Source organism: uncultured Salinicola sp., from assembly GCF_937921195.1.
Taxonomy (GTDB): Bacteria; Pseudomonadota; Gammaproteobacteria; order Pseudomonadales; family Halomonadaceae; genus Salinicola.
In genome coordinates this window covers 25,657-34,386 of record NZ_CALFQK010000139.1, presented here as the reverse complement: position 1 = coordinate 34,386, position 8,730 = coordinate 25,657, and the positions used below count along the sequence as shown (strand labels likewise).

The following is an 8,730-nucleotide window of genomic DNA, read 5'->3' as shown; positions in this document are numbered from 1 at the left end:
TCGATGCATCGGTGGTTTGAGTCGAAACGCAGACCAACGATACCAACTACGCGACTAGCGGGTGACACTGCAAACCTTGCGGCATGCCGATGTCGACGGAAATGGCGGACCGGACGGGACTCGAACCCGCGACCTCCGGCGTGACAGGCCGGCATTCTAACCAACTGAACTACCGGTCCGCATTTTCCAACTGCGACTTGCAACACGTGAACCCGAGCACTACGAAAACGCAGTGGTGGGTGGTACAGGGTTCGAACCTGTGACCCCCAGCTTGTAAGGCTGGTGCTCTCCCAGCTGAGCTAACCACCCGTGGTCACGTGGCGCTGCATTCTACCTGTGACCGGTTGAAAGTCAACAGCTTTTCACCCCGCCTTTCTCCATCCGGATCATCCACTTGCGCCAAGCCGCCGAGCCACGTGGCCGGCAGCTTCGTCGATCAATGTCGACTGCGTGTACGCAAGACGTTTGGGCACCTGCCAGTCATGGTCTCCGCCGTCCATGAAGTGGCACTCGACCTGCACCGGCAGCTCGTACCCTGCGACCTCGTCACGCCGCCCGAACGGGTCGCGGGTTCCCTGGAACAGCAGCACGGGACAGGTAATCTGCGGCCAGTGTTGGAGTCGCAAGCGGGTGGGCTTGCCGGGGGGATGGAACGGGTAACCGAACAGGACCAGCCCCGCCAGGTCGACCCGGGTCGCCAGCAGGCTAGCGACCCGGCCACCCATCGACTTCCCGCCGAACCACAGCGGCGTGTTCTCATCCAGTTCCGTCAGCACCCGACGCCACTCGTCGAGCTCGTCCACCAACGTCTCGACCCTGGGTGGAGGCCGGCGCCTGCCACTCCGATGCACGACGGTCATGTAACCGAACTCCACCGCCACGACCTGGACACCGCGTGCGGCCAGCCGCCGACGCAGCCGAGCCAGGAACTCGGAATCATGGCCCGCGCCCGCACCGTGACAGAGGACGAGGCGCGCGGACGTCGGCGCGCTCCCCTCCACCGCGAATCCGCCCAGGGCGATCTCATGGCGCGAGCCATCGCCCGTCGCCAGCGCCTTGCGCAGCCTTTCGCTATCCTGAGTCGGCACTGTCACCGTAGCGGCCCCCGTCTTGACCTATCGGATAAAAACGCGCCACCCGGGCTGGTGGCCGACGATGGCGCTGCCGGCACTCCCATCGGATGGCTTTTGTGCGTAGGATGACAAAACCTGATCGATCGGTCAGGTTCGATCGAACCAACGACAATAACCAGGACGAACCATGACGCTCAACGTTCTCGTCATCGGCGCCGGCATGGGTGGACTCACCGCAGCGCTGGCCCTGCAGAAATCAGGACATCGGGTCCAGGTGGTCGACCGGGTCCCCGAGCTGCGCCCGGTAGGCGCCGCCATCTCGGTCTGGTCCAACGGCGTCAAGATACTCAAGGCCCTGGGGGTGGGTGACGCCATCGAGCAGGCCAGCGGCCGCATGGACGTCATGGCCTATCACGACCAGGACGGCACCCCACTGACCCGGTTCAGCCTTCGGCCGCTCTACGATGACGTCGGGCAGCGCGCCTGTCCCATCGCCAGAGCGACGTTGCAGCAGGTACTGCTGGACGCCGTCGGCCCGGCCAACGTCACGCTCGGCCTGGCTTGCGTCGGCTACCAGGTGAACGACGACGGCGTCACCGCCGAATTCGCCGATGGCTCGACGCGCCGGGCAGACCTGATCGTGATCGCCGACGGCACGCACTCCAGGCTGCGGGAACGGGCGCTCGGTCGTGCCGTGGCGCGTCGCTACTGCGGCTACGTCAACTGGAACGTACGGGTCGCCGCCACCCCCGACCTCGCCCCTCTCGACCAGTGGGTGCAGTATGTCGGCAATCGCCAGCGCGTCTCGATGATGCCGATGAGCGGCGACCCCGCCACCCCGGAATTCTACTGCTTCTTCGACGTCCCCTTGCCGATCGACACGCCAAACGACCCCGCCGGCTATCGCGACGAGCTCGCACGGCATTTCGCCGGCTGGGCTGAACCGGTCCAGCGTTTGCTCGAACGGTTCGACCCCGCTGCCATGGCCCGCGTCGAGATCCACGACATCGAACCGCTGGAGACGCTGATCGGCGAGCGCGCGGCGATTCTCGGGGATGCCGCCCACGGCATGGCGCCGGACCTGGGCCAGGGTGGCTGCCAGGCGATGGAGGATGCCTGGGTACTGGCGCGGACCCTCGAGGACGCCGGCGATGACGTGGCCGCCGCGCTGAGAGCCTATGACAGAGCCCGCGTCGAGCGGGTGGACGAGATCGTCAGGCGCGCCCGACAGCGCGCCGACACGACCCACGGCGCCGACCCCGCCGCGACACGGGCCTGGTATGCCGAACTGGCCGAGGAGGACGGCACTCGCATCATGGGCGGGATGCGCAAGACGATCCTGGGTGGCCCGCTGGGCTAAAGCGCCAAAGGCCCGCCGGGTCTCCGGCGGGCCTCGTTCACGCTTCCCGGGCGAGCAGATCGAAGGCGTCGATTCGGGTTTCCTGCAACTGGCGCTGCTTCGCTTCCAGCCCCTCGAAATCGAACAGCTCCCGATCGGCGAGTTGCGACGGCGCGACATTGGTCACCGCCTTGAACATCGTCTCGAGCCGGCCGGGATGCTTCACCTCCCACTCGGCCAGCATCTCCTTCACCACCTGGCGCTGCAGGTTGGGCTGGGAGCCGCACAGGTTGCAGGGAATGATCGGGAACGCCATCTGGCGGGAGAATTCGGCGATATCGGCCTCGCGGCAGTAGGCCAGCGGGCGGATGACGATGTTCTTGCCATCGTCCGACAGCAGCTTGGGCGGCATCGCCTTCAGCGAGCCACCGAAGAACATGTTGAGAAACAGCGTCTCCAGAATGTCCTCGCGGTGATGCCCCAGCGCCACCTTGGTCGCCCCGATCTCCTCGGCGAACCCGTAGAGCGAGCCGCGACGCAGCCGCGAGCAGAGCGCGCAGGTGGTCTTGCCTTCCGGGGTCTTCTCCTTGACCACCGAATAGGTGTCGCGCTCCAGGATGTGATAGTTCACGCCCCTGGCATCGAGATACTCGGGCAGCACGTGCTCGGGGAAGCCGGGCTGTTTCTGATCGAGATTGACCGCCACCAGCTCGAAGTCGACCGGCGCGTTGCGCTGCAGATTCATCAGAATCTCCAGCATGGTGTAGGAGTCCTTGCCGCCGGACAGGCAGACCATCACCTTGTCACCGTCATGGATCATCCCGTAGTCGATGATCGCGTTGCCGACCTGGCGACGCAGACGCTTCTGCAGCTTGTTGAACTCGTATTTCTGGGTACCGGTAGATGCTTGCATGGGTCGAGTGACACACAGGGATATGAAGGCGCGCTCATGCTATCACCGCGCCCGGCGACTTGCGATGCCATGCCCGATGGCACGCGCCTAGCCCGCCGCCAGCGCGCCCTGTTTCAGGCGTATGTACATCAGGGCCGTGGTCACCGCATCGCCAAGGGCGGTGTGGCGGCCCATCACCGGCACCTCGAGCGTCTCGGCGACCCGCTCGAAACTCATCGCCGGCTCCAGCTGCGGCCGCATCCGATGCATCTCGCGGCGATAGAGCCGTGCCACGTCGACGCACGGATTGGGCAGCCCGAAGTCGAATAGCGGCCGCAGCTGGCGGTCGATGACCGCCAGGTCGTAATCGATGCACCAGCCCAACAACGGGCGATTGCCGATGAAGTCGAGGAACTTTTCCAGCGCATCTCCCAGCTCGTCGCCATCATTCAAGTCGACCCCGCGCAGGCGATGGATCTTGATGGAGTCGCCGCGCAGACTGGCCGGCGGCCGAAGGCGCAGATCCAGTGAGCCGCTGGTCATCACCCGCTCGCCCTCGAGGCGCACCGCGGCGATCGAGACCAGTTCGGCGGTCCTGGTGTCGAGGCCGGTGGTCTCGCAGTCGATGGCCACCAGCTCGTCACCGAGGTAGGGGCTGAACAGCCAGTCATAGCGACCATGGCCCTGGCGGCGACGATCTGCCGCACGGCGTAGCGAACGTATCATCGCGCTCCTCGTCAATACTCGAGATGAAACCGGTGCGTCAGACGTTGCTGGAAATCCTTGACGATATGCAGCGCCTGGCGCAGCAGGTCGCGCTCCAGCGAGGACAGGTTCTGAACCACGACCAGGTTGGGCTCTTCACTGTTCTGCCGTCCGTCGAGCTGGGTCAGTTGTTGCTTGAGCCGCAATTCGATGAATAGCGCCAGCGCCTCGCCGAGATCCGCGGCAAAGTCCGCTTCCAGCCGCCCCTTTCCGGCAAGCGCTTCCAGTCGGGCCAGGGTGGATGTCGCGGTAATGCGGCACTCCAGCGCCAGGGTGCGCACCCCCTGCACGATCGGAAAGATGCCGCCTTTCTTGATGTCGATACCGTGCCTGGGTTTCTTGAGCGTGCCGAACAGCGTCAGCGGCGCGGCGAAATGCAGTGCAGCCCGAGCCAGATAGGAGAGCAGCAGTTCATCGCGGGAGCAACTGGCGAAGAGGTGTTCGCGCAGGCGATCCAACAGCCGGGTGTCGCCGGCCACGCCACGGGCATCGAGCATGATCGCGAGGTTCATCAGCGAGGCGCCGTCACGGCGTTCGACCCAGCGCGAGACCGTCCTCAGCCAGCCGCTCTCGCTGTCTACCCAGGCCGGGTTCGAGACCATGATATTGCCCGGACACGGCGGATAGCCCAGGGTATAGAGCGTTTCGGTGAAACGCTGCATGGCGAGCGCGCGATCGGGCCAATCACTGTCGTCGGCAACGATCAGCGCATTGTCCTGGTCGGTCTTGAGAATCTGTTCGCCGCGCCCTTCACTGCCCATCACCAACAGGCAGCTCTGGGCGCGATAGCGCGGCTCGATGAGAAACTGATAGGCCTTGTCGACGATGCGACCGTTGAGCGCCGCCAACAGGTCCATGACGAAGCGCAGCTTCACCCCCTGGGCCATGAGCGTTTGGACCAACCCCGGCAGCCTCGCGCTGGCACGGGCCAGCGCCTCGAGATCGTCGGCCTGCTCGAGCTCGAGACCGACCATGTAGGAGCGGCTCGAGAAATGGCTGAGCACGTCGGTCAACTCCACCACGCCGACCGGCCGCCCTTCCTCGACCACCACGACCCTCGCCACCCGATGCCGGGTCATCTGCACCAGCGCCTCGAACAGATACTGATCGGAACCGGTGGCAATCAGCTCGAAGTGGGCGATGGCGACGACCGGACTCGCCTGGGTCGCGCCTGCCGTCACCAACGCATCGAGCAGATCGGTTTTGGTCACCACGCCGAAGCGACCGTCCTTGCCGACCAGTAGACTGTCGGCATGGCTCTCGTTGAGCCGGGCGACCGCCGCGGCGATGGTGGTGGCCGCATCGACGATCAAAGGCGCCCGCATGCACTCGCTGACCCGCGCGAGCATGAAGCCCGCCATGTTGACGCCGCTTGCGATGCGACGCTCGGCCAGCAGGCGGGTCTTCTGCGCCAACCCCCGCCGGAAGAATTCGGCGAAAGTCGGATAATCGTCACACAGGCGCTCGAATAGCGCCTTGGGCATCAGATAGCAGAGACTTTCCTGTTCGACCTTGAATCGATAGCGGCTGGTCCCCTTGAGTATGCTGATGGCGCCGAACAGGTCGCCTGCTGTGTAATGGGCAATGCGCGCCTGTTCGCTCGGCGCGTGAGGATCGAGCTCCGCGACCTCGCCCTTGTGGATGATGTAGACGAATTCGCCGGGCTGGCCGGCCTCGAGAATGATCTCGTCGCGACGGAAATAGAGCAGGTCGACGCCACGAACCACACGCTCACGCCCGCGGTCGTCGAGCAGCGTGAAAGGCGGCTGGGAAAGATCGATGTCGACCATCAGGGGCCCCCCGTCGCCAGGACACTGCACCACGGTCGGATGCCCCGCGACGAACGATCCGGGCGATGATCACGGCATGGCTTCAGGCCTTGCCGGCCGGGCCGGGATGCCTCGCCACGGCCCGCTCCATCCATCGTCATCCTGGCCAAGTCAATTTCCTCCTAGAAGGGGCGCAGCAAACCGAACGCCAGGAGAACGCCAACTATCTGTGCACTGTTGTGGGATTCTATTCCCGCCACCTTCAACTCGCGACTGACTTCTGGCGCCAATACAACCCTGAGAGTGACCATCAGCGTTTAGCAACAAAATGCGTCAATTGATAAAGATGACTTACCTCGATCGATAAATTCAGCTCAGACTCGACACCATTATTGCACTAATGTACCAGACTTTCGTTCCAGAACATCTGGCGCAAGTCATGGTGCTACCCTTGGCTCATATTTAACCGGCTAACCATGCATGCATGACACTACCGCTTTTCCGATACTAAGGTAGGGTATTCAACGCCTTGTTTTCATTAATCAATATTGCTATCAAGTGATTCAGGGAAAGCACATGCCGACAAGGCATCTCACCAAAGACCGATAGCTCCAATAAAGTGCAACTTTAGTCGCCATACAGTGCGTGATAGAAAAGCGCCAATCGGACTTTCCTTCCAGCGCAAAATTCATGCACAGGTGAATCACTCAGGATAAACGTGGTTTGTAAGAAGAGCGATTGTTTTGCCGAATACCCATAAACGAAGAGCCACTCCCCACCCTCAATGACGCGGAGAACGATAATATGGCAGATGACAACTCCAAAGCTGCTGCCTATTGGAAGGCGAATCTGCGCCTGATAACCGGCTGCCTGATCGTCTGGGCGCTGGTCTCCTACGGCTGCGCCATCCTGTTACGCCCCTTGCTCGCCGGCATACCGGTCGGCGGTACCGACCTGGGTTTCTGGTTCGCGCAACAAGGATCCATCCTGGCCTTCATCGGCTTGATCTTCTTCTATGCCTGGAAGATGAACCGGCTGGACAAAAAATTCGGTCTCGGGGAGTAAGCCGGCATGAGTCAATTTGCAATCAACGTTCTCTTCGTCGGCGGCTCTTTTGCCATCTACATCGGCATTGCGATCTGGGCCAAGGCCGGTTCGACCAGGGACTTCTACGTCGCTGGCGGCGGCGTCCACCCGATCACCAACGGTATGGCGATCGGCGCCGACTGGATGTCCGCCGCCTCGTTCATTTCCATGGCGGGGATCATCGCCTCGGCAGGTTATGGCGCCTCCACCTTTCTGATGGGCTGGACCGGTGGCTATGTCCTGCTGGCCCTGCTGCTGGCCCCCTACCTGCGCAAGTTCGGCAAGTTCACCGTCCCTGAATTCATTGGCGACCGCTTCTACAGCAAGTCGGCGCGGATGGTCGCGGTGGTCTGCCTGATCGTCGCTTCGCTCACCTACGTCATCGGTCAGATGGCCGGTGCCGGGGTGGCCTTCTCGCGCTTCCTGGAGGTCGACGCGACCACCGGCCTCATCATTGCCGCCATCGTCGTATTCTTCTATTCGGTCTTGGGGGGAATGAAGGGCATCACCTACACCCAGGTGGCTCAGTACATCGTGCTGATCGTCGCCTACACCATTCCGGCGGTGTTCATCTCGCTGGAGTTGACCGACAACCCGATACCGCCGCTCGGCCTGTTCTCCGACCACAGCGCCTCCGGCGAGCCGCTGCTGTCCAAGCTCAACGAGGTCGTTACCGCGCTGGGCTTCAACGAATACACGGCGATGGTCGACAACAAGCTGAACATGGTGCTGTTCACGCTATCGCTGATGATCGGTACCGCGGGGCTGCCGCACGTGATCATGCGCTTCTTCACCGTGCCCAAGGTCGCCGACGCGCGCTGGTCCGCCGGCTGGGCACTGGTGTTCATCGGCCTGCTCTACCTGACGGCGCCGGCCGTGGCCTCGATGGCCCGCCTCAACCTGGTGACCACCATCTATCCGGACATGGCCGCCCAGGTCGAGAACTACGAGGATGCCGCCGCCAATCCCATCGCCTACGCCGACCGTCCCGACTGGATCCGCACCTGGGAGGAGACCGGGCTGATCACCTTCGACGACAAGAACAACGACGGCAGGATCCAGCTCTACAACGATGCCGCCGACTTCTCCGACCGTGGCTGGCAGGGCAACGAACTGGAGGTCAGCAACGACATCCTGGTACTGGCCAACCCCGAAATCGCCAACCTGCCCGGCTGGGTGGTCGGCCTGATCGCGGCGGGGGGCCTGGCTGCAGCTCTATCCACCGCGGCGGGCCTGTTGCTGGCGATCTCCTCGGCGATCAGTCATGACCTGATCAAGGGGGCGATCAATCCGAAGATCACCGAGAAGGGAGAACTGCGCGCCGCGCGTATCTCGATGTCCGTCGCGATCGTCGTCGCCACCTATCTCGGCGTCAATCCCCCCGGATTCGCCGCCCAGGTCGTGGCGCTGGCCTTCGGTATCGCCGCCGCCTCGCTGTTCCCCGCGCTGATGATGGGAATCTTCTCCAAGCGCATCAACAACAAGGGAGCGATCGCCGGCATGCTCTCGGGGCTGATCTTCACCCTAGTATACATCTTCGTCTACAAGGGCTGGTTCTTCATTCCCGATACCAACAACCTGCCGGATACCGAGGCCAATTGGGTGCTGGGCATTTCGCCGCTATCCATCGGCGCCGTCGGCGCGATCCTCAACTTCGCCGTGGCCTACATGGTCTCCAGCGCCACCGAGGAGCCGCCGCAGGAGATCCAGGACCTGGTGGAAAGCGTACGCTACCCCAAGGGGGCTGGTGTCGCGATCGATCACTAGGCGACAATGCCACCCTGATCAACCAGATTGACGGGTTTC

Annotated in this window: 7 protein-coding genes and 2 tRNA genes; 3 read left to right on the top strand and 6 right to left on the bottom strand. The window is 63.1% G+C overall.

Annotated features, from left to right (window positions below):
• Positions 1–102 precede the first annotated feature (102 nt).
• The 3 genes from Q0602_RS15285 to Q0602_RS15275 form a co-directional block, all read right to left on the bottom strand.
• Positions 103–179, bottom strand: a tRNA-Asp gene (locus Q0602_RS15285).
• A gap of 54 nt (positions 180–233) precedes the next feature.
• A tRNA-Val gene (locus Q0602_RS15280) sits at positions 234–309 on the bottom strand.
• 77 nt (positions 310–386) lie between these two features.
• Positions 387–1,094: an alpha/beta fold hydrolase gene (locus Q0602_RS15275; protein WP_298845104.1), complete on the bottom strand. Its 708-nt coding sequence runs from the start codon at positions 1,092–1,094 to the stop codon at positions 387–389.
• Positions 1,095–1,260: 166 nt separating this feature from the next.
• Here Q0602_RS15275 and hpxO point away from each other — a divergent pair, with 166 nt between their 5' ends.
• Positions 1,261–2,433 carry an FAD-dependent urate hydroxylase HpxO gene (hpxO, locus tag Q0602_RS15270; protein ID WP_298845101.1) on the top strand — a complete coding sequence of 391 codons (1,173 nt, stop codon included), beginning with the start codon at positions 1,261–1,263 and terminating at the stop codon, positions 2,431–2,433.
• A gap of 37 nt (positions 2,434–2,470) precedes the next feature.
• On the opposite strand, the gene ttcA is transcribed toward hpxO, so the two are convergent.
• From ttcA to Q0602_RS15255, 3 genes are all read right to left on the bottom strand, one after another.
• A complete protein-coding gene (gene ttcA / locus Q0602_RS15265) occupies positions 2,471–3,325 on the bottom strand; it encodes a tRNA 2-thiocytidine(32) synthetase TtcA (RefSeq protein ID WP_295037017.1) in 855 nt (284 codons plus the stop codon).
• An 87-nt stretch (positions 3,326–3,412) separates the two neighbouring features.
• On the bottom strand, positions 3,413–4,030 hold the full coding sequence (locus tag Q0602_RS15260; protein WP_295037018.1) for a 3'-5' exonuclease: 618 nt from the start codon (positions 4,028–4,030) through the stop codon (positions 3,413–3,415).
• 11 nt (positions 4,031–4,041) lie between these two features.
• Positions 4,042–5,859 carry a putative nucleotidyltransferase substrate binding domain-containing protein gene (locus Q0602_RS15255; protein WP_298845097.1) on the bottom strand — a complete coding sequence of 606 codons (1,818 nt, stop codon included), beginning with the start codon at positions 5,857–5,859 and terminating at the stop codon, positions 4,042–4,044.
• 783 nt (positions 5,860–6,642) lie between these two features.
• Here Q0602_RS15255 and Q0602_RS15250 point away from each other — a divergent pair.
• Positions 6,643–6,903, top strand: coding sequence for a DUF4212 domain-containing protein (locus tag Q0602_RS15250; RefSeq protein WP_295037022.1), 261 nt, complete (start codon positions 6,643–6,645; stop codon positions 6,901–6,903).
• A gap of 6 nt (positions 6,904–6,909) precedes the next feature.
• Positions 6,910–8,691: a sodium:solute symporter family protein gene (locus tag Q0602_RS15245; RefSeq protein WP_295037023.1), complete on the top strand. Its 1,782-nt coding sequence runs from the start codon at positions 6,910–6,912 to the stop codon at positions 8,689–8,691.
• Positions 8,692–8,730: the final 39 nt, after the last annotated feature.